General features: G+C 31.8%; 24 protein-coding genes and 1 other annotated feature. Of the genes, 23 read left to right on the top strand and 1 reads right to left on the bottom strand.

All coding sequences use genetic code 11. The features are described from left to right. Nucleotides 1–8 precede the first annotated feature (8 nt). Both cymR and CD135_RS03995 read left to right on the top strand, forming a co-directional pair. Complete coding sequence (cymR, locus tag CD135_RS04000) at nt 9–428, top strand: cysteine metabolism transcriptional regulator CymR (protein WP_103268861.1); 420 nt, start codon at nt 9–11, stop codon at nt 426–428. A gap of 193 nt (nt 429–621) precedes the next feature. Next, on the top strand, nt 622–1,356 hold the full coding sequence (locus tag CD135_RS03995; protein WP_016999256.1) for a trypsin-like serine peptidase: 735 nt from the start codon (nt 622–624) through the stop codon (nt 1,354–1,356). A 62-nt stretch (nt 1,357–1,418) separates the two neighbouring features. Here CD135_RS03995 and CD135_RS03990 read toward each other — a convergent pair whose 3' ends face one another. Continuing rightward, nucleotides 1,419–2,426, bottom strand: a complete 1,008-nt coding sequence (locus tag CD135_RS03990; protein ID WP_064204501.1) for an LLM class flavin-dependent oxidoreductase — start codon at nt 2,424–2,426, stop codon at nt 1,419–1,421. A 338-nt stretch (nt 2,427–2,764) separates the two neighbouring features. On the opposite strand from CD135_RS03990, the gene sal(B) reads away from it, so the two are divergent. The 21 genes from sal(B) to CD135_RS03885 all read left to right on the top strand — a co-directional run bounded on the left by sal(B) (nt 2,765) and on the right by CD135_RS03885 (nt 24,828). Further along, on the top strand, nt 2,765–4,390 hold the full coding sequence (gene sal(B) / locus CD135_RS03985) for an ABC-F type ribosomal protection protein Sal(B) (protein WP_103268860.1): 1,626 nt from the start codon (nt 2,765–2,767) through the stop codon (nt 4,388–4,390). Between the two features lie 59 nt (nt 4,391–4,449). Continuing rightward, the gene (locus CD135_RS03980) at nt 4,450–5,598 is read left to right on the top strand and encodes a cysteine desulfurase family protein (RefSeq protein WP_103268859.1); all 1,149 of its coding nucleotides are present in this window, start codon (nt 4,450–4,452) and stop codon (nt 5,596–5,598) included. Further along, on the top strand, nt 5,591–6,700 hold the full coding sequence (mnmA, locus tag CD135_RS03975; protein WP_103268858.1) for a tRNA 2-thiouridine(34) synthase MnmA: 1,110 nt from the start codon (nt 5,591–5,593) through the stop codon (nt 6,698–6,700). The genes CD135_RS03980 and mnmA overlap by 8 nt, the downstream gene beginning before the upstream one ends. An 87-nt stretch (nt 6,701–6,787) precedes the next feature. Continuing rightward, a complete protein-coding gene (locus CD135_RS03970) occupies nt 6,788–7,453 on the top strand; it encodes a tetratricopeptide repeat protein (protein ID WP_103268857.1) in 666 nt (221 codons plus the stop codon). A 2-nt stretch (nt 7,454–7,455) separates the two neighbouring features. Next, complete coding sequence (gene recD2 / locus CD135_RS03965) at nt 7,456–9,828, top strand: SF1B family DNA helicase RecD2 (protein ID WP_103268856.1); 2,373 nt, start codon at nt 7,456–7,458, stop codon at nt 9,826–9,828. 38 nt (nt 9,829–9,866) lie between these two features. After that, nucleotides 9,867–10,034, top strand: a binding site (T-box leader). A 42-nt stretch (nt 10,035–10,076) separates the two neighbouring features. Next, a complete protein-coding gene (gene alaS, locus CD135_RS03960) occupies nt 10,077–12,707 on the top strand; it encodes an alanine--tRNA ligase (RefSeq protein ID WP_103268855.1) in 2,631 nt (876 codons plus the stop codon). 67 nt (nt 12,708–12,774) lie between these two features. Then, complete coding sequence (locus tag CD135_RS03955; RefSeq protein ID WP_016998515.1) at nt 12,775–13,044, top strand: IreB family regulatory phosphoprotein; 270 nt, start codon at nt 12,775–12,777, stop codon at nt 13,042–13,044. After that, nucleotides 13,037–13,465, top strand: a complete 429-nt coding sequence (ruvX, locus tag CD135_RS03950) for a Holliday junction resolvase RuvX (RefSeq protein WP_016998516.1) — start codon at nt 13,037–13,039, stop codon at nt 13,463–13,465. The genes CD135_RS03955 and ruvX overlap by 8 nt, the downstream gene beginning before the upstream one ends. Nucleotides 13,466–13,487: 22 nt before the next feature. Further along, nucleotides 13,488–13,793, top strand: a complete 306-nt coding sequence (locus CD135_RS03945) for a DUF1292 domain-containing protein (RefSeq protein WP_016998517.1) — start codon at nt 13,488–13,490, stop codon at nt 13,791–13,793. 84 nt (nt 13,794–13,877) lie between these two features. Further along, complete coding sequence (gene mltG / locus CD135_RS03940) at nt 13,878–14,993, top strand: endolytic transglycosylase MltG (protein WP_103268854.1); 1,116 nt, start codon at nt 13,878–13,880, stop codon at nt 14,991–14,993. A 190-nt stretch (nt 14,994–15,183) separates the two neighbouring features. Continuing rightward, nucleotides 15,184–15,828: an O-methyltransferase gene (locus CD135_RS03935; protein ID WP_064204508.1), complete on the top strand. Its 645-nt coding sequence runs from the start codon at nt 15,184–15,186 to the stop codon at nt 15,826–15,828. Next, nucleotides 15,825–16,748 carry a peptidase U32 family protein gene (locus tag CD135_RS03930; protein ID WP_103268853.1) on the top strand — a complete coding sequence of 308 codons (924 nt, stop codon included), beginning with the start codon at nt 15,825–15,827 and terminating at the stop codon, nt 16,746–16,748. Before CD135_RS03935 ends, CD135_RS03930 begins: the two co-directional genes overlap by 4 nt. Before the next feature lie 23 nt (nt 16,749–16,771). After that, the gene (locus CD135_RS03925) at nt 16,772–18,040 is read left to right on the top strand and encodes a peptidase U32 family protein (RefSeq protein ID WP_016998521.1); all 1,269 of its coding nucleotides are present in this window, start codon (nt 16,772–16,774) and stop codon (nt 18,038–18,040) included. Beyond that, the gene (gene udk, locus CD135_RS03920; protein ID WP_016998522.1) at nt 18,040–18,663 is read left to right on the top strand and encodes a uridine kinase; all 624 of its coding nucleotides are present in this window, start codon (nt 18,040–18,042) and stop codon (nt 18,661–18,663) included. Before CD135_RS03925 ends, udk begins: the two co-directional genes overlap by 1 nt. A gap of 29 nt (nt 18,664–18,692) precedes the next feature. Next, nucleotides 18,693–19,169 (top strand): transcription elongation factor GreA, encoded by a 477-nt coding sequence (greA, locus tag CD135_RS03915; RefSeq protein ID WP_016998523.1) that lies wholly within the window; start codon nt 18,693–18,695, stop codon nt 19,167–19,169. Nucleotides 19,170–19,315: 146 nt separating this feature from the next. Continuing rightward, on the top strand, nt 19,316–20,041 hold the full coding sequence (gene pxpB, locus CD135_RS03910; protein WP_103268852.1) for a 5-oxoprolinase subunit PxpB: 726 nt from the start codon (nt 19,316–19,318) through the stop codon (nt 20,039–20,041). Further along, nucleotides 20,038–21,039, top strand: a complete 1,002-nt coding sequence (locus CD135_RS03905; RefSeq protein WP_103268851.1) for a 5-oxoprolinase subunit C family protein — start codon at nt 20,038–20,040, stop codon at nt 21,037–21,039. The genes pxpB and CD135_RS03905 overlap by 4 nt, the downstream gene beginning before the upstream one ends. A gap of 2 nt (nt 21,040–21,041) precedes the next feature. Continuing rightward, a complete protein-coding gene (locus tag CD135_RS03900; protein ID WP_064211028.1) occupies nt 21,042–21,452 on the top strand; it encodes an acetyl-CoA carboxylase biotin carboxyl carrier protein in 411 nt (136 codons plus the stop codon). A 15-nt stretch (nt 21,453–21,467) separates the two neighbouring features. Further along, on the top strand, nt 21,468–22,808 hold the full coding sequence (locus tag CD135_RS03895; protein ID WP_103268850.1) for an acetyl-CoA carboxylase biotin carboxylase subunit: 1,341 nt from the start codon (nt 21,468–21,470) through the stop codon (nt 22,806–22,808). Nucleotides 22,809–22,822: 14 nt separating this feature from the next. After that, nucleotides 22,823–23,578, top strand: coding sequence for a 5-oxoprolinase subunit PxpA (pxpA, locus tag CD135_RS03890; RefSeq protein ID WP_016998531.1), 756 nt, complete (start codon nt 22,823–22,825; stop codon nt 23,576–23,578). An 11-nt stretch (nt 23,579–23,589) separates the two neighbouring features. Then, the gene (locus CD135_RS03885; RefSeq protein WP_016998532.1) at nt 23,590–24,828 is read left to right on the top strand and encodes an NRAMP family divalent metal transporter; all 1,239 of its coding nucleotides are present in this window, start codon (nt 23,590–23,592) and stop codon (nt 24,826–24,828) included. Nucleotides 24,829–24,856 lie beyond the last annotated feature (28 nt).

Below are 24,856 nucleotides of genomic sequence, written 5' to 3'. Positions count from 1 at the left end.
TGTAGTACATGAAAATTTCAACTAAGGGACGATATGGCTTAACACTAATGATATCGTTGACCAAGCGTTATGGTCAAGGATGTACATCATTGAAGTCTATCGCCGAAGAAAATAATTTAAGTGATTTATATTTAGAACAATTGGTAGGGCCATTAAGAAATGCTGGTCTTATTAAAAGTGTCAGAGGTGCAAAAGGGGGATATGAATTACAAAAATCACCATCTGAAATCACTGCTGGGGATGTTATAAGGTTATTAGAAGGACCAATTACACTAGTCGAAGGAATAGAAGATGAACCTCCAGCTCAACAACAGTTATGGATAAGAATACGTGACGCTGTTAAAGAAGTGCTGGATAATACGACTTTAGAATATTTAGCGAACTATACAAAGCAAGATGAATTAGAAGGTTATATGTTCTATATTTAAAAATAATTGAGATTGAACGCGAGCGTTCAATCTCTTTTTTTATGCCTAAGTGTACGATTTCAGTGCCCAACTGTAAAAAACTGCTATAAAAGTTAACAGTTGGGTATAAATAATATCAAAGTAGGGTATTTTTATCCTAGAATATTAATTTCATATTAAAATAATTGTACATTACAACAAAGGAGTGTTTTAAATGAATAGATTAAAAATATTTATGTTGGCCTTAGTCTCCGTTATTATGGTTGGTTTAGTTAGTGCACCATTAGAAGCAAATGCACATAATGAACCAAAACAACCAAGAGTCATATTACCTAAGAATGACCGCACGCAAATAACAGACACGACTTCTGGACATTACCAATCTGTAGCATTTGCTGATATAGGCGGTACGTCTATAGCATCTGGGGTTGTAGTAGGTAAAAATACAATTTTAACAAATAAACATGTAGTAGACTTTACGAATGGTGATGCATCTCAATTGAAATTCTCACCAGGAGCAAATGGCGAAGGAAATTACCCGTTTGGTACTTTCACAGCTACTGATTACACAACTGCTCCAGATGGAGAAGATTTAGCTGTGGTCCATGTTGGTAAGAATAGTAAAGGACAGTCTATTGGTGATGTAGTTCAACCTTCAAGTCCAGTAGATACATCATCTGTGAAAAAAGGTGATCCAATTACAGTTACAGGTTATCCTGGTGACAAGCCATTAGCTACTTTATGGGAAAGTAAAGGTAATGTATTATCCGCTTCAGGCAGTAGCATTACATATGATTTAAGCACATACGGTGGTAATTCAGGTTCACCTATATTTAACGCTAATAAAGAATTGATTGGTATTCATTATGGTGGCGTTACAGGTGAACATAACAGTGGTGTCCTATTCAATTCAAGTGTACAAGAATATATTAATAATAATTTAAAATAGAACATAAACACACAGTCCGAGACATTTAAAAATGTCTCGGACTGTGTGTTTTTATATCTAATTTACTCACTGTATATTTCGTCTACTACTTTTTTGAATGATTCAAATGATTTATACTGTTTATCTAAATCATAAATATAACTAACTGCCATAATTTCATCTACATTATATTTTTCTTGGAATGCTAAAAATTGTTTTTTAACTGTTTCTTCACTACCTATAAATGAAGTGTTTGTTTTATCTTGTGCCATATATTTTTCTTGAGGTGACCAAATATTTTCTAATTGATCTGTTGGTGGTTGTAATGGTAAACGTGAATTTCTAACAATACCTAAGAACATTAAATGCATAGTGGATGATAAATATGTTGCTTCTTCATCTGTTTCTCCTATTATGACATTTAAACATACTGTCACACGTGGTTTATCTAAATACTCAGATGGTTCGAATAAATCACGATAAATTTCTATAGCTTGTGCCATTTGTTGTGGTGCAAAATGAGCTGCAAACACATAAGGTAGACCAAGGCGAGCTGCTAAGTGTGCAGAATCTGTTGATGAACCTAACACGTATATAGGGATATTTGTATCTACACCAGGGTAAGGTCTTACATATGATTGATCTTCTTCAGGACCGAAATATTTTAATAATTGTTTAATGTCATCTCCGAATGTATATACACCTTTATGTGAATCACGTCTTAGTGCAGAAGCAGTCATCATATCAGTGCCGGGAGCGCGACCAAGTCCTAAATTAAGGCGGTTTGGAAACATAGTAGCCATTGTACCAAATTGTTCTGCTACGACTAGTGGAGCGTGGTTAGGAAGCATGATACCACCTGAACCTACCATGATTGAATCTGTATGTTCTAAAGTATGTTGTATTAATAAAGCAGTTGCAGAACTTACTAAATTAGGTGCATTGTGATGTTCAGCTATCCAATAACGTTCGTAACCTAATTTTTCTACATGTTGTGCAAGTTGTACCATATTTTGAATCGCTTCTTGCTCTGATTCTCCTTTTCTTAAAGGAACAAGATTCAAAGCAGAAATTGGGAAATGTGATTGCATGTTTAATTCTCCTTACTTATTTATATAATCGAAGTATAACAATAGTAAAGAAGGCGCTCTATGAAATTGCTCATTAAAAGTTGACTAATGTAAAACTTCTCGTTATACTATATGGAAATTTAGCGAAAGGTGGCATCAATATTAGACATGGACATCCAATAATTTTTACGCACTTAATTTGATTACGTAAAAATACCATTGTATTACACAATGATGATTGGATAAATATGTCTAAATATGATTGGATAAATATGTCTAAATATTGTAAGCCACCATTACTGAGAATAGTGTAATGGTGCGTCCTTGTATGTGTAATACATGGGTCGGGAGGCAACATTATGCTATTTTTATTTGAAGAAAAACCATTAGAAATTGAGAATAAACAGCTTATAAAACGTTTGTCATTTCATATCGAAGACCATGAGCATTTAGCCATTATCGGCGTTAATGGTGTTGGTAAATCTACGCTATTACATCATATTCATAAAAATGAATTGATTGATACAGCCATGATGGAACAAGATTTAAGTAAATATGATGATATTGATGTTATGGATTATGTCATGTCTGCATATCCAAAGTTAGTTGGATTGAGAAAAGATTTATCTGACATTGATTCTTTAAATAGTTATATAGAATTAGACGGATATAACGTTGAAAATAACATTATTATTGAAGGAAATAAATTAGGATTATCATCAACACATTTTGAGCAAAAGATAGGCACTTTAAGTGGTGGTGAGCAAACTAAAGTCTCATTTTTAAAAGTTATTTTATCAGATGCACCATTATTATTAATAGACGAACCAACTAACCATATGGATAAAGAGATGAAAGTGTGGCTAATAAAAGCTTTTAAATCAGAACAAAGAGCTATTCTATTCGTTTCGCATGATAGAGAGTTTTTAAATGAAACACCATATGCTATTTTAGAACTCACAAAAGATGGTGCAACTCGATATTCAGGTCATTATGATGATTATAAAAATCAAAAAGATATTGAAATTGAAACAGAAAAATTAAAATATGAAAAAGAACAGAAAGAACAAAAAGCAATAGAAGAAAGTATTAAGAAATACAAAGAATGGTATCAAAGCGCTGCTCAGAAAGCTTCTGTTCGAAGTCCATATGCTCAAAAACAATTAAGTAAATTAGCTAAAAGATTTAAATCAAAAGAACATCAGTTAAATCGTAAATTAGAAGAATCAAAATCTGATAATCCGTTAGAAGAAAATAAATCCTTTTCTATAGAAAATAATGAATTTAAATCACATTATTTAGTAAGATTCGAAAATGTTTCATTTTCATATAAGAGTCGTGAAATTTTTAAAGACACTTATTTTGAAATAAAAAGAAATCAAACTGTAATTATAGAAGGTAAAAATGGGTCCGGTAAATCTACATTGATACAATTAATTTTAGGTAACTTATTACCAATGAGTGGAGCTGTCAAAAAGCACCCTGACTTAGACATAGGATACTTCTCGCAAGATTTTCAAAATTTAAACCCAAACAACTCGGTATTAGAAGAAGTTATGGATATTGAGAATATGACGATAACAGACGCGAGGACTATTTTAGCGAGTTTTTATTTTGATAAAAGCAGGATGAATGATAAAGTTCGTCAGTTATCAATGGGAGAAAAGTGCAGGTTACAATTTGTAAAATTATATTTTTCTAACCCACACATCTTAATTTTAGATGAACCAACTAATTATTTTGATATTGGTATGCAAGAGAAAATCATACAATTAATCCAAAGTTTTAATGGTGCAGTAATTATTGTGTCGCATGATGAAATTTTTAAAGATGAAATAAGAGACCAAGTTTGGAAGATTGAAAACTGTAAGCTCATTCATGAAAATGTATCTATTAATACACCTATTGATGCTGAATCGATGAAGGATGAGTTAAAAATATTAGAGCAATATACAGATGAAAGAAATAAAGAAACAGACTTCTAGTCAATTTTATAAAATGGTGCTAGAATAGTGACATTGAAAACTAAGAAAGGACGTTCAAGATGAAAGTATATGCAGATTATGCAGCGACAACGCCAGTAAAACCTGTTGTTACTGAAAAAATAACAGAAATATTATCAGAGCATTATGGAAATCCATCTTCTATACATTCTATAGGTAGAGATGGGAGGAAATATTTAGATCAAGCGAGAAGAGACATTGCATCTGTTTTAGGGTCTCAACCAAATGAAATTATATTTACAAGTGGTGCGACAGAAGCAAACAATACGGCAATAAAAGGCGTTGCGAGAAAAAAAGAAAATAAAGGAAAGCATATTATCACAAGCAGTATAGAGCATCATTCTGTATTGCATGTCTTTGAAGAACTTGAGCGTGAAGGATTTGAAGTCACTTATTTAGATGTTCATCCAAATGGTGTTGTAGATTTAGAACATTTAAAAGAGAGCATTAGACCAGATACAACTTTAATTTCAATTATGCTTGTTAATAATGAAGTTGGAACTGTTCAACCTTTATATGAGATTGCCGAAATAATTGAAGGACAAGAAATTACATTCCATGTCGATGCTGTTCAAGCAATTGGACATATGCCTATTGATTTTAATGAAATGCCTATGGATATGCTAAGTATTACAGCTCATAAATTTGGTGGTCCAAAAGGTATAGGTGCTTTGCTTGTTAAAAAGGATATTCAGTTTAATACATTTATTCAAGGTGGAGAACAAGAACTAAAGAGAAGAGCAGGTACTGAGAATGTTCCTTATATTTGTGGAATGGCAACGGCTATAATTGAAGCTAATGAAAATATGGATTACCAAAATGTACACTTAATGAATTTAAAGCAAAATTTAATCGTAGGATTACAACAAAATGCGATACCATTTGAACTTAATGGAAGTATGACAGATACAACCGGCCATATAACGAATTTATACTTTCCATTTATAGAAGTTGAAACAATGCTTACGTTATTGGATATGTCTAATATTTATGTTTCAAGTGGTTCTGCTTGTACAGCTGGATCTACACTACCATCTCATGTACTACAAGCGATGTTTGGCAATGAAGAAAGAACGAAAAAATCTGTAAGATTTAGTTTTGGATTAGAGACAACTGAAGAAGAGATTAACTATATTGTAAGTGCAATTATGAAAATATATCATCAATTTAAGGAGGAAGAAAATGAATAATCAATCTACCCGTGTAGTCGTAGGTATGAGCGGGGGCGTAGATAGTTCTGTAACTGCGCATATATTAAAAGAACAAGGTTATGATGTCGTAGGCATATTTATGAAAAATTGGGATGACACTGATGAAAATGGTGTCTGTACAGCTACTGAAGACTATAATGATGTTATTGCAGTATGTAACCAACTAGATATTCCTTATTATGCAGTAAATTTTGAAAAAGAATATTGGGATAAAGTGTTTACGTATTTCTTAGATGAGTATAAAAAAGGAAGAACACCAAACCCTGATGTTATGTGTAATAAAGAAATTAAATTCAAAGCATTTTTAAATCATGCTTTAAAACTTGGAGCAGATTATGTTGCTACAGGTCATTATGCTCGTGTAAGACGCGATAGCGATAAAGTAGAAATGCTTAGAGGCGTAGACAATAATAAGGACCAAACTTATTTCTTAAACCAATTAACAGAAGAACAACTTTCTAAAGTTATGTTCCCATTAGGAGAATTAGAAAAAAGTGAAGTACGAAAAATTGCAGAAGAACAAGATTTAGCAACTGCTAAAAAGAAAGATTCTACGGGTATTTGTTTTATCGGCGAAAAAAACTTTAAAACATTTTTATCTCAATATTTACCTGCTCAAAATGGTAAAATGCAAACACTTGAAGGCGTAGATATGGGAGAACATACTGGTTTAATGTATTATACAATTGGACAAAGACATGGTCTAGGAATTGGCGGAGACGGAGATCCATGGTTTGTTGTAGGTAAAAACCTTAAAGATAATGTGTTATATGTTGAACAAGGCTTTCACCATGAATCTTTATATAGTGATTACTTAATCGCTTCTGATATTTCTTTCATCAATGAATTAGATTTCAGCACACCAATTCAGTGTTCTGCAAAATTTAGATATAGACAAAAAGATACAAATGTTACAGTAGAAAAAATTTCAGATAACCAAATTAAAGTCATTTTTGAAGAACCAGTAAGAGCAATTACACCTGGACAAGCTGTCGTATTATATGATGGTGAAGTTTGTTTAGGTGGCGCTACAATTGATGAAGTATATAAAACTGAAAAGCAATTAGACTATATGGTATAAAATTTTTAGAGGTGATATCTTTTAAGATACACCTCTTTTTAATTTTGTTATAATGGTAGTCAATGATAATTTTAAAGGAGTTAAATCATGCATAACGAAAATGAAATCGTAGAATTAATAGAAAATAAAAAATTTGATGAAGCACTCAAATGTTTATTTGAAAATATAGAAGAGAATCCAAATGAAGTGACGAATTACATTAATGCGGGTACTATTTTGGCTGAAGCGGATGAAATAGAAAAAGCAGAAAAATTCTTCCAAAAAGCTATTACTATAAATGAAGAGCACGGTGGTGCATATTATAGTTTAGCGAATTTATATTACAATCAACAAAGATTTGATGAAGCTGTTAAATTATATCAATTTGCTATTCAAAAAGGTTTAAATGATTCAGATACTAACTTTATGTTAGGCATGTGTTTTAACGAATTAGGAGCACATACTGAAGCAATGCCATACGTTATGAGAGCTCATGAACTAAAACCAGATGACTTAGAAATAGCTTTTCAATATGGTTTAACACTTTGCCAAGTAGAAATGTTTGGAGAAGCCATTACGCAATTAGAAAATGTGCTTGAAAAAGATTCACAACATGTGGATGCATTATATAATTTAGGATTAGCAAAATATATGAAAAATGAAGATGCTGAAGAAGCGTTACAATACTTCAATAAAGCAGTAGAGATACAACCGGACCATTTATTAAGTGGACACGCAATTAAAATGTTTGAACAAATGTCAGAGGAGGACTAGCATTGGAAAATTTATCTTTATTTGATCTTTCACATGTTAAAGGTGAAGTTATTAGAATATTATTTCAAAATAGTGATAACTATTACACTGTTATAAAAGTTGATGTGATGGATTCAAATGAAGATTTTGACCATGAAGTCACTATAGTAGGGTATTTTCCTCAAATTGTAGAAGGTGAAACTTATCTTTTTAAAGGTAAGGTTATTGAACATCCTAAATATGGAAAGCAACTTCAAGCTGACACTTTCGAGAAAGAATTACCTCAAACGAAACAAGGTGTCATTCATTATTTGTCCAGTGATTTATTTAAAGGAATAGGTAAGAAAACTGCAGAGACAATCGTCAATAAATTGGGTGAAAATGCACTACAAAAAATATTGGATGATCCAGATGTATTAGAAGAAATACCTAAATTAAACAAACAAAAACGTAGTACTATAGTAGAATCTATAAGAGAAAATCAAGCGATAGAACGCATCATGATAAAGTTAAATGAATTAGGGTTTGGACCTAAACTAGCCATGAGTATTTATCAAACGTATAAAGAAGAAACAATGAACATCATAAAACAGTCTCCTTATCGATTAGTTATGGATATAAATGGTATTGGTTTTCAAAGAGCAGACCAAATCGCTGAACAAATTGGTATTTCAAAAGACCATAATGAACGTGTTGTGGCGGGTGTGAATTACTATTTAGATCAGCAATCGTTACAAAACGGTCATACATTTTTACCGATTGATATTTTGATCAATGGTGCATATGAATTATTAAATCATAACCAACCTGAAGTTGTAGCAAAAGAGCAAATTAATGATGTTATGGTTGAGATGAGTGAAGAAAGTAAAATTATAATAGAAGACAATAATTGTTTCATGCCATCTTTATATTACTCAGAAGCTAAAAGTGTTCAAATTATGCATAGATTGTATCAACACCAAGAAGATTTAAAAGAAATTGAAAAAAGTGATTTACAACTTCATATTGGTGAAATAGAAGACATGAATGACGTTTCTTATGCTGAAGGGCAGAAGAATGCACTCGAAACAGCCATCAATAATAAAATGATGTTATTAACAGGTGGTCCTGGTACAGGTAAGACGACTGTTATAAGAGGAATATGTGAGCTATATTCTGAAATTCATGGCGTTAGTTTGGATTATGATGATTATCAAGAAGGAACTGATTTTCCAATAGTTTTAGCAGCTCCAACAGGAAGAGCAGCTAAAAGATTAAGTGAATCAACTGGTTTAGAAGCCATGACTATCCATAGATTGATAGGTTGGAGTAAAGATACTCAACCTGATGATGTATTAGATAATGATATACATGCTCATTTAATTATATTGGATGAAATGTCTATGGTTGATACATGGTTAATGTACCAATTTTTAAGAGCAGTACCTGATTATGCGCAAATTATTTTTGTAGGTGATGAAGATCAATTACCTTCAGTTGGACCTGGTCAAATATTCAAAGATTTAATTGATTCAAAAGTCATTCCACGTGTGAACTTAACAGAAGTATATAGGCAACAAGAAGGTTCATCAATCATTGATTTAGCACATAAAATAAAAAATAATATTCCAGTTTCTATTAATGAAAAACATCATGACCGCTCATTTATCAGTTGTAACAGTAACCAAATTGCTTCAGTCGTTGAAAAAGTTGTTCAAGGTGCAGTTAAAAAAGGATATAATATGCAAGATATTCAAGTTCTTGCGCCAATATATCGTGGTCCAGCTGGTATCAATAAGTTAAATCAATTACTTCAAGACATTTTAAATCCTAAAACTGAAGAAACAAGGTTTTTACAATACGGTGAAGTAGAGTATCGTGAACAGGATAAAGTACTACAGCTTATTAATAGACCGGACGATAACGTGTTTAATGGTGATATTGGTGTTGTTATAGGCGTATATAAAGCTGAAGAAAATGCTTTAGGGAAAGATGTTATTATCGTTGATTATGAGGGAAATGAAATAACTTACACGAAACAAGATTTATCAGAGGTTACACATGCATATTGTTGTTCAATTCATAAATCACAAGGCTCGGAATTTCCGATTGTTATCATGCCTATTGTTAGACAATACTTTAGAATGTTACAGAAAAACATTTTATATACTGGTTTAACAAGAGCAAAACAGTCTTTAGTTGTCTGTGGTGAGGAAAATGCTTTTAATCAAGGTATTAAAACATTAGGAAATGGACGTATGACGTCTTTCGATACAAAACTTAAACTGTATTTTAGTAATGATGATACAGAGGAACCAACTGAAATCAAAAATTTGATACTGACAGAAGAAAATATGTATGAAATTGATCCAATGATAAACATGCAAAATAAAACACCTTATGACTTCATGAAATAATTGACATACAAAATAACTCTGCTTATAATCAAATAGAATAAGAAAAGAAGAGGAGTAAATAAATAATCGCTTAGAGAGACATGTTGGTTGGTGAAAAACATGACATTATTTATTGAACGCTGCTTCTTTGAACTATAATCAAATAAACTTAAAGTGATGACATTGTGTCATAACTAGGGTGGTACCGCGATACGTTCGTCCCTTTTTTAGGGATGGGCGTTTTTTATTTATTTTGAGGAGTGATTTGAATGAAAAATTTAAAAGCTAGTGAAATAAGACAGATGTACATTGATTTCTTCGTAGAAAAAGGGCATATGGTTGAACCATCAGCACCTTTAGTACCTATCGATGATGATACGTTATTATGGATAAATTCTGGGGTTGCGACATTGAAGAAATATTTCGATGGCCGTGAAATACCTAAAAATCCTAAAATTGTTAACGCTCAAAAGGCAATTCGTACAAACGATATTGAAAATGTAGGGTTTACGGCAAGACATCATACATTCTTTGAAATGTTAGGTAATTTCTCAATTGGTAACTATTTCAAAAAAGAAGCTATTCAATATGCATGGGAGTTTTTAACAAGCGAACGTTGGATGGCTATGGATCCTGAAAAACTGTACGTTACGATACATCCAGAAGATACAGAAGCTTATGATTTGTGGCGTGACATGATTGGTTTGGAAGAGAGTAGAATTATTAGAATCGAAGGTAACTTTTGGGATATAGGTGAAGGACCGTCTGGACCTAATACTGAAATCTTTTATGACCGCGGTGAAACATATGGACAAGAAGATCCTGAAGAAGAAATGTATCCAGGTGGAGAAAACGAGCGTTACTTAGAAGTTTGGAATTTAGTATTCAGTGAGTTTAACCATAATAGTGATCACACATATACACCATTACCTAATCAAAATATTGATACGGGATTGGGTCTAGAAAGAATGACATCTATTGCTCAAGATGTTCCAACAAACTATGATACTGATTTATTTATTCCAATTATTGAACAAGTAGAACTTATTAGTGGTTTGAAATATCGAGAAAATAAAGAACAAGATACAGCATTCAAAGTTATTTCTGATCATATTAGAACGATTAGTTTTGCTATTAGTGATGGCGCACTACCTGCTAACGAAGGTCGTGGATACGTATTAAGAAGGTTATTAAGAAGAGCAGTACGTTTTAGCCAAAGTTTAAAAATTAATGAACCATTCTTATATAAACTAGTTGATATTGTTGCAGAAATAATGGAACCATACTATCCAAATGTAAAAGAACAAAGCGATTTCATCAAGAAAGTAGTTAAATCAGAAGAAGACCGTTTCCATGAAACTTTAGAAGAAGGTCTTGCGATTCTTAACACGATGATGCTTAAAGCTAAAGAGAATAATCATATATTATCAGGTTCAGATGCATTTAAACTTTATGATACTTACGGTTTCCCAATTGAGTTAACAGAAGAAATCACAACTCAAGAAGGTATATCAATAGATGAAGAAGGCTTTGCGGATGAAATGCGTCAGCAAAGAGAGAGAGCAAGAGCAGCTCGTCAAAAAACGCAATCTATGCAAGTTCAAAATGAAGTGTTGAGTAAATTAACAACACCGAGCACATTTGTTGGTTATGATAAAACAGAAATACAAACAGAACTCACAGATATTATTCTAAACGGCGAAATATGTGAAGAAGCAGAAAGTGGAGAAACGATACAATTTATTTTAAGAGAAACGCCATTTTATGCAATTTCTGGTGGACAAGTTGCCGATACAGGAATCATTAGACATGATCAATTCGAAATTGCAGTGACAGAAGTTACTAAAGCACCAAATGGTCAAAACTTACACACTGGTCATGTTACATTTGGACAAGTTCATGTAGGCACTACAGTTGATGCATTTGTAAATAAAGATGAAAGAAGAAGTATTACAAAAAATCATTCTGCTACCCATTTATTACATGCAGCATTAAAAGAAGTATTAGGAAATCATGTTAACCAAGCTGGTTCACTAGTTGAAAGCGAAAGATTAAGATTTGATTTCTCTCACTTTGGACAAGTAACTGCTGAAGAATTAGAACAAATAGAGCAAATAGTGAACGAAAAAATTTGGGAAAACATTGCAGTCCAAATTGAAGAAATGTCTATCGATAAAGCTAAAGAAAAAGGTGCAATGGCATTATTCGGTGAAAAATACGGTGATATTGTACGCGTTGTAGATATGTCGCCATTCTCTATTGAGCTTTGTGGTGGTATACATGTCCAAAACACAAGCGAAATTGGATTGTTTAAAATCGTTTCAGAATCAGGTACTGGTGCAGGTGTAAGAAGAATAGAAGCAGTAACTGGCAAGGTAGCATACGAAACATTAAAAGAAACAGAGCAAATTCTTAACGATGTAATGAGTCATGTTAAAGTAAAAGAGCAAGATAGAACAATAGAAAAAATTGATCAAATTCAACAACAAATTAAAGACTTAGAAAAAGAACTTCAACATAAAAATAAAGTTATTACGGATTTAAAAACAGGTAATATTGAAGAAAGTGTAGAAGAAATTAACGGTATAAAAGTATTGTCTACACAAGTTGAAGCAGAAAATCCAAAAGTATTGAGAACAATTATGGATGACTATAAATCAAAAATGCAAGATACCGTATTGTTGTTAGCAAGTGTTAACGGCGAAAAAGTATCATTAGTAGCTTCAGTTCCAAAATCATTAACAGATAAAGTTAAAGCAGGAGATATCATTAAAGAAGCTGCTCAAATTACTAATGGTAAAGGTGGCGGTCGTCCTGATATGGCACAAGGTGGCGGTACTGATCCTTCCAAAGTAACAGAAGCATTACAGTTTGTTAAAAACTACATTAAAACTCTATAATTTTAAGTATTAAAGGAATATGATATAATTAATACTAAGTTAATGGAGTTAAGGAGTGTAAAAAAAGATGAATAATTTTGATAAAACAATGAAATTTAATTATGATGAATTTCCAAAAGAAGATGTCAAAACAGTACTACAAAATGTTTATCGCACTTTAGAAGAAAGAGGATATAATCCAGTAAATCAAATTGTTGGATATTTACTTTCTGGTGATCCTGCGTATATCCCTAGACACAATGAAGCTAGAAATCAAATAAGACGCTTAGACAGAGATGATATAATGGAAGAACTAGTATCAACTTATTTAAAGCAAGAAAATGAATTCAATGCTTAACAAGAGGATAATTGGTTTAGACGTTGGAAGTAAGACTATAGGTGTAGCTGTAAGTGACGCTATGGGATGGACAGCTCAAGGTATCGATACACTCCAAATTAACGAAGAAACAGAAGATTTTGGCTTTGATGAATTAATCAAAATTATAGATCAATATGATGTTGACACTGTCATTATTGGATTGCCTAAGAATATGAATAATTCAATCGGCCCACGTGGTGAAGCTTCCATCTACTTTAAAGAATTATTAGAGAAGAAAAGACCTGATTTGAAGTTGAAATTGTGGGATGAAAGATTAAGTACTGTCGGCGCTGAACGAACATTACTTGAAGCGGACGTATCTCGTAAAAAAAGAAAAAAAGTAATAGATAAAATGGCTGCAGTATTTATATTACAAGGTTATTTGGATTCTATTAAATAACGCATACAGAGGAGAATTAATAATGAGTGAACAAAATCATGAAGGACATTTAGAAATTAATAACGAAGAGGAATTACTAACTTTAATCGATGAGAATAATAACGAAGTTCTTTATCGTAAAGTGTTAGAATTCTACCATCCTGAATTCAAAAAAGAATATATCATCTTAGCAGAAGAAGGTTCGGATCAAGACGAAGAAATTGAACTGATTCCAATGATTAATGAAGCTAATGATGACGGTGAAGGCGGGAAATTATTACCAGTTGAAACAGATGAAGAGTGGGATATGATTGAAGAAATCGTAAACACTGAAATGGATGATATCTAAACTTCACTTGTAATAGTACACTTTGTCCCTAATGTGATATAATCATTAGGGACAATTTATTTATCTAAGGAGTAAAAGTGGCTTATGAAGAAAAATAGTATTTATAAAGATGCAAGGTTGTTATCTAAGTATATAAGTTTAACGATTTTAGTCATCCTTTTCTTATTATTTATACTAACAGTTTTAATAGGGTTAATTGTTGCAGGAGTAAATACGAGACCAGTAAATGCTGACAGCAATGAAAAAATTATCATAACTGTTAATCCAAATACTACGACTGAAACGTTAAGTCACCAACTTGCAGATAAAAATATTATAAGAAACGCTACGACATTCAAATATTATTTAAAATTAAATAATATTTCTAGCTTTCAAGCAGGTGAATATAAGTTTTCGCCATCTATGACGCTCAAAGAAATAGCGAAAAGTTTAGAATCTGGTAAAGTTTATTTAAAAACTGCAGTTCAATTTGAAATAAAAGAAGGTTCTACAATTGAACTAATAGCGGGAGTAGTAGAAGAGAACACTTCAATATCAAGAGAAACTTTTAAGAAGAAAATGCGGGATAGAGACTACATAAAGAAATTCCAAAAAAAATATCCTGACATGTTAACTGACGAGATAATGAATAAAGATATTAGATATCCTTTAGAAGGGTATTTAGCTCCGAATACATATCAATATTCAGAAAGTGATGTATCATTAGATGATATTATAGATGAAATGTTGAAGAATACTTATGACACTACATTTAAGAAATATAAAGACAATGGTGCTTTTAAGATAACAAAAAACTACCAAGAAACTGAAATTACATTCCATGAATGTATGACAATATCTTCAATAGTTGAGTCGGAAATGAAGAAGATAACTGACAAATCAAGATATATTTCGTTATTAATAAACAGAATAGAAAATAACCCGCAAAGTGCTTTAGATTCTGACGCGACTGTTAGATATGCAGTTAGAAAAGAACCAAATGAGGATTTGTCAGAAAGTGACTTTAATAATGACTCCAAATATAACTCTTATACACACAAGGGTATTCCAATTGGACCAATAAGCAATATTTCTGAAGAAACAGCTAGTACAACAATTAATCCACCAGATACGGATTACTATTATTTTACAAAAAACAATAGTGGTAAAGTATTATTCTCATCTAGTTTAAAAGAACAAAAAGAAAACCAATCTAAATAAAATATTAAAGCAAGAACGCTGAAACTGATTATAAGCGTTCTTGTTTTAAATTTACTCTTACTATTTATGTCATTATGTGATAAAATATCTAATGTTTATAAAACCATATAAATAAATGAGTGAGACATACTAACTAGTTATATAAACTAGTTGGGTTTTTTATTATATTCAAGTGTAAGGAAGTCATGACATGGATAAAGATATAGAGTATATTGAACAATTGTTATTTCAAAACTCATCTCAAATTGATGATTTGAGACCGTATGCTGCTCAACATAATGTCCCAATTATGGATAAGATATCGACCGAATTTGTAAAACAAATTATTAGAATAAAAGAAGCTAAAAATATTTTAGAAATTGGTACAGCTATTGGATATAGTGCAATGCATTTCGCTTCATGTCATAACGATATTAAAGTTTGGACTATTGAAAGAAATGAAGAAATGTATGAGCTAGCTGCTCGCAATATAAAACAATATGGTTTTGAAAATCAAGTTCATCCCATTTTCGCTGATGCTTTAAAAGCAGAAAAATTCATTCCAAATGAAATTAAATTTGATATGATATTTATTGATGCAGCTAAGGCTCAATCACAAAAGTTTTTCGAGCTATATGAGCCATTTTTAAAAAATGATGGGGTCATTATTACTGATAATATTTTATATCATGGATTTGTAAGTGATATCGATATTGTTAGAAGTAGAAATGTAAGACAAATGGTTAAAAAAGTTAAAAATTATAATGAGTGGTTAATAAATCGCAAAGACTATAAGACAACTTTAATGAACGTAGGAGATGGCATAGCTATTTCTAAAAAGGAGTTAGAAGTATGACAGAATTACTAGTTACGCCTAAGTCAATCAACCACATTGAGACTTTAATTGAATTAGGTGCAGATGCGTTTGTCATTGGTGAAGAAAAATTTGGCTTAAGACTAGCAGGAGAATTTAAAGAACCCGAATTACGTGAGGCTATTAAAATTATTCATGAACATGGTAAAAAAGCATATGTAGCTGTAAATGCTATTTTTCATAATGAACATATAGCTGATCTAGAAGCATATATTGATTTATTACATGAATTAAACGTTGACCGCATTATTTTTGGAGATCCTGCAGTATTGATGGCAGTAAAAGAACAAGAGAACCCAATACCTTTAAATTGGAATGCTGAAACTATTGTCACAAATCATTTCCAATGTAATTATTGGGGAGAACGCGGTGCTAATAGAGCAGTTCTTGCACGTGAACTAAGCATAGAAGAAGTAATCGAAATAAAGAAAAACAGCAATGTGGAAATAGAAGTGCAAGTTCATGGAATGACATGTATGTTCCAATCTAAACGTAAACTGCTAGGTAATTACTTTATGTATCAAGATAAAGTAATGAAGATAGAAAACAGAGAAGAAAATAAAGATATGCTATTGTATGATGAAGAACGAAGTAATAAATATCCAATTTATGAAGATAGCAATGGTACGCATATTATGAGTCCTAATGATATTTGTTTAATTGAAGATTTAGAAGAGCTATTAGAAGCAAATATTGACAGTTTAAAAATTGATGGTGTTTTACAAACAGAAGAATATATAAATGTAGCTACAGAGCAGTATAGACAAGCCATCGATTTATATTACGAAGACCCAGAATTGTATGAAGATGAAAAATTTATGTTATTAGAGCCTATTGAAGATGTTCAAAAAGATCATCGTCCAATGGATCAAGGTTTCTTATTTAAACAAACAGTTTACTAAGTTAGATTAAAGGAATGATTAAAATGAAAGTATTAGAACCTATTGGCGCTAGTCGTAAATCAAAATTGAAAAAACCAGAATTACTAGCACCTGCAGGCAATTTAGAAAAATTAAAAATTGCTGTCCATTATGGTGCAGACGCTGTCTTTTTAGGTGGACAAGAATATGGGTTGAGATCTAATGCTGATAATTTCACTATGGAAGAGATAGCTGAAGGTGTTCAGTTTGCTGATAAATATGGTGCTAAAATATACGTTACGACAAACATATTTGCTCATGATGAGAATATTCCAGGCTTGGAAGATTACTTAAAAGGATTAAGTAATACAGGTGCTCATGGCATAATAGTTGCCGATCCACTTATTATTGAAACATGTAAACGTGTTGCGCCTAATTTAGAAATTCATTTAAGTACACAACAGTCATTATCTAATTATCGCGCTGTTCAATATTGGAAAGAAGAAGGCTTAGAAAGAGTCGTGTTAGCTCGTGAAACTAGTGCTGAAGAAATGCGTGAAATGAAAGAAAAAGTAGATATTGAAATAGAAACTTTCATCCACGGTGCTATGTGTATTGCATACTCTGGCAGATGTACATTAAGCAATCATATGACAGCGAGAGACTCAAATAGAGGTGGTTGTTGTCAAAGTTGCCGTTGGGATTATGATTTAATAACAGTTGAAGAAGATGGCGAATTAGAGCCTTATTTTGGCGATGAAGATACAACACCGTTTGCAATGAGTCCAAAAGACTTGAAATTAATCGAATCTATACCTAAAATGATGGACATCGGTATTGATTCTTTAAAAATTGAAGGTCGTATGAAATCTATGCACTATATCGCAACAGTTGTATCCGTTTACAGAAAAGTTATCGATAGCTACGCTGAAGATCCAGAGAACTTTAAAATTGATCCAGAATGGTTAGTTGAACTTGATAAATGTGCTAATAGAGATACAGCTCCAGCATTCTTTGAAGGTGTCCCTCATTTTGAAGAGCAAATGTTTGGCCGCGAAGCAAATAAAAAAACACCTTTTGATTTTTGTGGTTTAGTGATAGACTATGACCCAGAATCACAAATTGCAACTATTCAACAAAGAAATTATTTTAAGCCTGGTCAGAAAATTGAATTCTTTGGACCTGAAATTGATAATTTCACACAAGTTATTGATAAAATATATGACGAAGATGGCGTGGAATTAGATGCAGCGAGACATCCACTACAAATAATACAAATTAAAGTGGATCATCCAATATACCCAAATAATATGATGAGAAAGGGATTAGTTTGATGGGAAAGACAACAATAATAGGTATTGCAGGGGGTTCTGGTTCAGGGAAAACTTCTGTAACATCCGAGATAATGAAAGATTTAGATGGATATAGTGTTGCTTTAATTGAACAAGATTACTATTATAAAGATCAATCACATATGTCTTTTGAAGATAGGTTGAAGACAAATTATGATCATCCATTTGCTTTCGATAACGAAAGGTTAGTGAATGATTTAAAAAATCTTAAAGAGGGAAATGTAATTGAAGTTCCAACTTATGATTATTCAAATCATACTAGAAGTGATAAGACAATTAGGTTCGAACCTAAAGATGTAATTATACTTGAAGGTATATTCGCTTTAGAAAATGAAGATTTAAGAGATTTGATGGATGTTAAGATTTATGTTGATACTGACGCTGATCTTAGAATACTTCGACGTTTAACGAGAGATATTAAAGAGCGTGGACGTACAATGGATTCAGTAATAGATCAATACCTATCAGTTGTTAGACCTATGCATATTCAATTTATAGAACCTACAAAAAAATATGCAGACATCATTATCCCTGAAGGTGGTAGTAATAAGGTTGCAATAGACATCATGACGACTAAGATTCAATCATTAGTCCAAAATATCTAAATAATTACAAAGTAAAGGAAGATGGAAGAATGGAAACACAAAAAGAATTTCCTATGACACAGGAAGGTTTTGAAAAATTAGAACAAGAATTAGAAGAATTAAAAACAGTTAAACGACCAGAAGTCGTTGAAAAAATAAAAGTTGCTCGTAGCTTTGGTGACTTATCTGAGAACTCAGAATACGATGCAGCAAAAGATGAGCAAGGCTTTATTGAACAAGAAATTCAAAAAATAGAAAATATGATTCGTCACGCTCAAATTATCGAAGATAATGGTGCTAAAAATGAAATTCAAATTGGTAGAACAGTTACTTTTACAGAAATACCAGGCGACGAAGAAGAAAGCTACAAAATAGTAGGTTCAGCTGAAGCAGACCCATTTGAAGGTAAAATTTCTAACGAATCTCCAATTGCTAAAGCATTAATAGGTAAAAAATTAAATCAAGAAGTAAATGTTCCATTACCAAATGGTAATGAAATGAAAGTTAAAATAGTAAAAATAGACTAAATATTTTTACAAAATATAAAAAGGCTGTTTATGCATTTCCATTAAATGTATAAACAGCCTTTTTGTTTTGATTTAATTCATGTTATTATAGTGAAGTATTAATTTAAATAGTCTGATTATTATGGCTAATAAAAAGGGGGGTAAAATTGAATATAAAAGCGATTAGCGAAACACATTTCATGATTTATGATAAAAATGAAATTAATCCTGATGTAAAAGAAAAAATTTCATTTTTAGCTATGCAACTAGAAGAATTAAATCATCCAGGTGTACTAAGTGTTACAACTTCGTATAATTCTATTATGGTTGAGTTTGATGGTTTGAATTTTACATATGAGCAATTGTTAGAAGACTTGAAATTAAACGAAATAGAAAAAACTAAAAAATCATCTAACCAATCTAAAAAGTGCATTACATTACCAGTTGTTTATGGGGAGCAATATGGACCGGACTTAAATGTAGTTGCAGATCATGCAAATATAACAAAAGAGGATGTTATTAATATTCACACTGGTGGGCAATATTTAATATATGCTATAGGATTTTTACCAGGATTTCCATTTTTAGGTGGATTAGACAAGAAAATACATACACCGAGAAAGGAAACACCGAGAAAGAAAATTGCAGCCGGATCTGTTGGGATTGCTAATAACCAAACTGGTTTATACCCTAAAGAATCTCCAGGGGGATGGCAAATTATCGGTAGGACACCTATAGATGTATTTAATTTAAATCGTGATCCAATGATTTTATATGAAGCTGGAGACTATATTTCTTTTGAATCAATAGACGAAGAAACTTATAACAAAATTGAGAAAGAGATATTAGATGGTACGTATGATTATAATCAGTTAGTTGGTGAAGTGAGATGAAAGTAATAAAACCTGGGTTGTTTACAACAGTACAAGATTTAGGTAGGTATAAACATGAAAAAGATGGTTTTTCAGTTGCTGGCGTTATGAATCAATATTTTTATAAATTAGCTACTGCATTGGTAGATAATGAAAATTCAGCTGTGTTAGAAGTTACTTTAAATGGTCCGACATTGAAATTTTCAGAATCAAACATTATTACATTTGTCGCATATGACGCTGAAATATATTTAGATAATTTAACTGTACCGGTAAATACTGCAATTTTTGTAGATAAAGGTCAAGTTTTAAATATTAAGCAAATCACTAAAGGAACAAGAGGATATTTAGCATTTCATAAATTGTTGAATATTGATCCTATTTTAGGTAGTTTATCAACTCATACACGTAGTGGTATAGGTGGGTACAAAGGTAGAACATTAAAGTCTGGTGACACTTTAAGCTTTAAAGATAAAAATTTAAACCACGACGTCATAGGTAATAAGTTTAATGTTGAAGAAGACGAGGAAAAATATATTATACCAATAATAAAAGGATTACAATTCGACCAGTTTACTGATGCTTCAAAAAGGTTATTAACAGAACAAGTTTATAAGATTTCGGATATGTCAGATAGGATGGGCTATCGAATAATCGGAGAATCTAACTTAGAACATCTGGATAGTGCGGATATTATATCTGAACCAATTGCACCTGGTAGCGTCCAAATACCAAGCAATGGCCAACCTATTATTCTTCTAAACGACAGACAAACAATAGGTGGCTACACTAAGATAGCTACAGTTAGTTTCGTGGGCAGAGAAAGATTATCTCAATTAAAGGCAAATGATGAAATAACATTTAAATGGATTTCAGTCGAAGAAGCCAATGAATCATACAAAGAATATTCAAACAAGGTGAAACGTGATTTAGACCTAATAAAGATTAAAAAATTCAAATCATTAGATTTTATTAGACCTAAATCTAAAAAATTAGGACAATTAATAAAGGGGAAATAAAAATGAGTATAGAAAAAGTAGAACAATTAATCAATTTAATGAAAACGAATGATATTCCTTATATGAAATATAAAGAAGAACAGTTTCAAGTTGAATTAGATTTAAATTCTCATAATTCAGAAGTAGTACAACAACCTAAAGAAACAACTAAACAAAATACTAATGAAGAATCTGAACCAAAATCTATAAATGCTGAAATTATTGGTACTTTTTATCTTCAAGATGAAGAAACGTTATCTAATCCATTAGTAAATATAGGAGATAAAGTAAACAAAGGACAAGTAGTAGGATATATAGAATCGATGAAAGTTCTTAATGAAATAACGAGTGATGAAGATGGTGTTATTGAAGAAATACATATTGACCATGGAGAACCAGTTGAATACGGACAAACAATCTTTACATTAAAGTAAAAAAGGGGAATTGTAATGATTAAACGTTTATTAATAGCTAATAGAGGAGAAATTGCTGTTAGAATTATCAGGACTTGTAGGATGATGAACATCACAACCATAGCTATTTATTCAGAAGCAGATAAAGATAGTTTACATGTACAATTAGCAGATGAAGCGTATTGTATTGGACCCAATCAATCTATAGACAGTTATTTGGATATCGAGCGTATTTTAGAAGCATGTAGAATGAGTAAAGCTGAGGCAATACATCCTGGTTATGGCTTTTTATCTGAATCAACTACATTTAGAAAAAGAGTAGACGAAGAAAATCTTATATTTGTAGGTCCAAGTTATAGCACTATGGATTTGATGGGAGATAAAATTAAAGCTAGAGAAACAATGTATAATGCTGATGTACCAATTATTCCAGGATCTATTGGGGAGGTTACAGATGTCGCTGATGCAAAAAACATAGCTAAAGAAATTAATTATCCATTTGTGATTAAAGCTGCCAGCGGTGGTGGTGGTAAAGGTATTCGAATCGTAAATGATGAAACCGAAGTAGAAAAATATTTTAAAGAAGCACAATCTGAAGGTGAAAAATATTTTAATGATAAACGAGTATATATCGAAGCATTTATAGATAAAGCAAGACATGTGGAAGTACAAGTTTTAGGAAGTAAACATAAAGAAGCTGTCCATTTAGGTGAAAGAGATTGTTCTATACAAAGAAAGAACCAAAAATTAATAGAAGAAGCACCTTGTGCGGCCTTAGACAAAGACACACGAGATTCATTACATGAAGATGCTGTAAAAGCTGCATTAGCTTGTGATTATGAAGGGGCAGGAACAATTGAATTTTTATTGACAGATGATGGTTATTATTTCTTAGAAATGAATACAAGAATTCAAGTAGAACATACTGTCACAGAACTATTAACTGATATTGATTTAATTAAACAACAGATATTAATGGCTAATGGTGAACATTTAAAAATCAAACAAGAAGATATTAATTTTAATGGACATGTTATTGAATGTCGAATTAATGCAGAGGATCCTGAGAAGAAATTTAGACCGGCTGCTGGTAAAGTGAATGCGCTTCACTTACCTAATGGATTTAATACAAGAATAGATAGCATGTTATATAATGGCTATGAAATACCGCCTTATTATGATTCATTAGTTGCTAAAATACTTGTTAAAGGGGCTAATCGTCAAGAAGCTATAGAAAAAATGAAAGGTACGCTTGAAGAGACTGTAATAGAAGGATTTCCTACTACATTAGACTTCTTGTATCGAGTCTTAAGTTATCAACCATACATAGACAATGATATAACAATTAAATTCTTACATGAACATAAAATAGTATAAAGGAGATGGGAATCATGCAAGTTGATTTAAATTGTGATTTAGGTGAAAGTTTTGGTAATTATAAATTAGGTGATGATGAGACGATATTACCTTTAATAACTTCAGCAAACGTAGCATGTGGTTTTCACGCAGGTGATCAACATGTTATGAATCAAACAGTTGAAATTGCTAAACAACATAATATTCATATCGGTGCACATCCGGGCTACCAAGATTTAATAGGGTTTGGAAGAAGAAATATTGATGTAACACCGCAAGAAGTATATGATTTGGTTATTTATCAATTAGGTGCACTGTCAGCATTTTGTAAAATACATGATACAAAACTTTATCATGTAAAACCTCATGGCGCTTTGTACCAAATGGGTGCTAGGGATTCAAAGATAGCTGATGCTATTGTTAAGGCTGTAAAAGACTTTGATGACCAGTTATTTCTCGTAGGATTGTCTAACAGTGAACTTATTAAATCTTGTAAGCGTCTTGATCTTAAATATAAAAGTGAAGTTTTTGCTGATAGAGCTTATGAAGACGATGCACAGTTGGTTTCTAGAAAGAAAGAAGGTGCTCTAATAACCGATACACAACAAGCGGTTAATCAAGTATTAAAAATGGTAAAAGAATCGAAAGTAACATCTATAAACGGTAAAGAAATAGATATAGAAGCAGATACAATTTGTGTTCATGGTGATGGTGAACATGCTTTAAATTTTGTAAAAGAAATAATAAAGCAATTTAAATCTGAAGGTATTGAGATTAAAGCGTTAAACTAGGAGGAATGTACATGAAAGAACAAAAGGGGTATGATGATTTAAGCAAGCCATTTGAATATACTAATAAACATCGTAGAATACTATGGGGTGCCGTATTCTTGATGGCCACATCTTCTATTGGCCCAGCATTTTTAACACAAACGGCAGTATTCACAGAACAGTTTATGGCTAGTTTTGCTTTTGCTATTTTAGCATCTATTATTATAGACATAGGTGCTCAAATTAATATATGGCGAGTAATTACAGTAGTCGGTAAAGGCGGCCAAGATATTGCTAATGATGTATTCAAAGGTTTAGGTACATTTATTGCGGTATTAATTGCTATTGGTGGACTTGCATTTAACATTGGTAACGTAGCAGGTGCAGGTCTAGGTTTAAATGCAATTTTTGGTATTGATGTACGGATAGGTGCCGGTATAACTGGTGTATTAGCAATATTAATATTTATTGTTAGAAATGCACAGAAAGTTGTAGATATTATTACACAAATACTAGGTGTTCTAATGATAGCAATTGTTGCTTATGTTATGGTTTTAACAAAACCGCCTGTAATGGAAGCAGCTCAAAAAATGATAGTACCAGATGATATTAATAAGCTGATAGTACCGATTATTACATTAGTTGGTGGTACGGTAGGTGGTTATATTACATTTGCTGGAGCACATAGATTACTCGAGGCCGGTATAACTGGTAAGCATTACATTCCTTTTGTTAACAGAGCTGCAATTTCGGGTATATTAACAACAGGCGTAATGAGAACATTTTTATTTCTAGCTGTTTTAGGTGTTGTAGTCACTGGATTTACACTTAATCCAGATAACCCTCCAGCATCGGTATTTGAACATGTCCTAGGTCCAGTTGGCAAACAAGTTTTTGGAGTTGTATTATTTGCAGCGGCTTTATCGTCAGTTATTGGTTGTGCTTATACAAGTACTACTTTTATACAATCGCTACATCCATCAATTAAAAACCATAAAAACTTAGTAATTATATTATTTATTGTAATTTCTTCTATTATTTTCTTAACGATTGGTAAACCAGTTAAGTTATTAATAATTGCAGGTGCTATGAATGGATTAATATTACCAGTTACTTTAGGAACAATCTTAATAGCGTCTCGTAAAAAGAGTATTGTTGGAGATTATAGACATCCAACTTGGATGCTTGTAATAGGTGTAATAGCTGTATTAACGACATTGATAGCAGGTGTCTTATCTCTACAAGGTCTACAAGATTTATGGAATAATTAAATTTATATCTATAATTAAGTCTATTATG

Source organism: Mammaliicoccus lentus (assembly GCF_002902755.1).
Taxonomy (GTDB): domain Bacteria; phylum Bacillota; class Bacilli; order Staphylococcales; family Staphylococcaceae; genus Mammaliicoccus; species Mammaliicoccus lentus.
The sequence above is the reverse complement of the archived record's forward strand: the minus strand, read 5'-3'. Positions and strand labels throughout refer to the sequence as shown.

What these genes read in the sequence shown, in the direction of transcription:
- cymR (WP_103268861.1), top strand. Translation starts at nt 9, where the DNA reads ATGAAAATTTCAACTAAGGGACGATATGGCTTAACACTAATGATATCG.
- CD135_RS03995 (WP_016999256.1), top strand. Translation starts at nt 622, where the DNA reads ATGAATAGATTAAAAATATTTATGTTGGCCTTAGTCTCCGTTATTATG.
- CD135_RS03990 (WP_064204501.1), bottom strand. Translation starts at nt 2,426, where the DNA reads ATGCAATCACATTTCCCAATTTCTGCTTTGAATCTTGTTCCTTTAAGA.
- CD135_RS03980 (WP_103268859.1), top strand. Translation starts at nt 4,450, where the DNA reads ATGAAAGTATATGCAGATTATGCAGCGACAACGCCAGTAAAACCTGTT.
- mnmA (WP_103268858.1), top strand. Translation starts at nt 5,591, where the DNA reads ATGAATAATCAATCTACCCGTGTAGTCGTAGGTATGAGCGGGGGCGTA.
- CD135_RS03970 (WP_103268857.1), top strand. Translation starts at nt 6,788, where the DNA reads ATGCATAACGAAAATGAAATCGTAGAATTAATAGAAAATAAAAAATTT.
- alaS (WP_103268855.1), top strand. Translation starts at nt 10,077, where the DNA reads ATGAAAAATTTAAAAGCTAGTGAAATAAGACAGATGTACATTGATTTC.
- CD135_RS03955 (WP_016998515.1), top strand. Translation starts at nt 12,775, where the DNA reads ATGAATAATTTTGATAAAACAATGAAATTTAATTATGATGAATTTCCA.
- ruvX (WP_016998516.1), top strand. Translation starts at nt 13,037, where the DNA reads ATGCTTAACAAGAGGATAATTGGTTTAGACGTTGGAAGTAAGACTATA.
- CD135_RS03945 (WP_016998517.1), top strand. Translation starts at nt 13,488, where the DNA reads ATGAGTGAACAAAATCATGAAGGACATTTAGAAATTAATAACGAAGAG.
- mltG (WP_103268854.1), top strand. Translation starts at nt 13,878, where the DNA reads ATGAAGAAAAATAGTATTTATAAAGATGCAAGGTTGTTATCTAAGTAT.
- CD135_RS03935 (WP_064204508.1), top strand. Translation starts at nt 15,184, where the DNA reads ATGGATAAAGATATAGAGTATATTGAACAATTGTTATTTCAAAACTCA.
- CD135_RS03930 (WP_103268853.1), top strand. Translation starts at nt 15,825, where the DNA reads ATGACAGAATTACTAGTTACGCCTAAGTCAATCAACCACATTGAGACT.
- CD135_RS03925 (WP_016998521.1), top strand. Translation starts at nt 16,772, where the DNA reads ATGAAAGTATTAGAACCTATTGGCGCTAGTCGTAAATCAAAATTGAAA.
- udk (WP_016998522.1), top strand. Translation starts at nt 18,040, where the DNA reads ATGGGAAAGACAACAATAATAGGTATTGCAGGGGGTTCTGGTTCAGGG.
- greA (WP_016998523.1), top strand. Translation starts at nt 18,693, where the DNA reads ATGGAAACACAAAAAGAATTTCCTATGACACAGGAAGGTTTTGAAAAA.
- CD135_RS03905 (WP_103268851.1), top strand. Translation starts at nt 20,038, where the DNA reads ATGAAAGTAATAAAACCTGGGTTGTTTACAACAGTACAAGATTTAGGT.
- CD135_RS03900 (WP_064211028.1), top strand. Translation starts at nt 21,042, where the DNA reads ATGAGTATAGAAAAAGTAGAACAATTAATCAATTTAATGAAAACGAAT.
- CD135_RS03895 (WP_103268850.1), top strand. Translation starts at nt 21,468, where the DNA reads ATGATTAAACGTTTATTAATAGCTAATAGAGGAGAAATTGCTGTTAGA.
- pxpA (WP_016998531.1), top strand. Translation starts at nt 22,823, where the DNA reads ATGCAAGTTGATTTAAATTGTGATTTAGGTGAAAGTTTTGGTAATTAT.
- CD135_RS03885 (WP_016998532.1), top strand. Translation starts at nt 23,590, where the DNA reads ATGAAAGAACAAAAGGGGTATGATGATTTAAGCAAGCCATTTGAATAT.